Origin of the sequence: Pseudomonas sp. SIMBA_067 (assembly GCF_046534675.1) — a bacterium.
Lineage (GTDB): Bacteria > Pseudomonadota > Gammaproteobacteria > Pseudomonadales > Pseudomonadaceae > Aquipseudomonas > Aquipseudomonas putida.
Window position 1 is genome coordinate 1 of sequence record NZ_JAWRYH010000687.1, and the last position, 261, is coordinate 261.

The window sequence follows — 261 nt, forward strand, 5'->3', positions numbered from 1 at the left end:
GGCGAGCAGCGCGATCGTGGTTTCGACCGTGGTGCCGAGTTGAAAGATCGCACGGTCGCCGGGCGCGAGGCCCAGCGCGAGCAGCGCGGCCCCGAGTCGCTCGGTGGCCTCGTCGAGTTCGGCGAAGTCGATCGTGCGGTCGTGACCGATGAACGCGCTGCGCGCCGGATGTCGCTGTGCGGTCGCGCGCATCGCGTCGCCGACGGTGCTGGCGATCCACGCGCCGCTGGCGAGTGCCGCTTCGGCCCGGATGCGGCCGGG

1 protein-coding gene is annotated in these 261 nt (G+C 73.2%); it reads right to left on the minus strand.

The window, feature by feature from the left end:
• Window positions 1-261 (minus strand): AMP-binding protein (locus tag SB765_RS30885; RefSeq protein ID WP_410932656.1); only part of this gene is annotated, 261 nt, incomplete at both ends.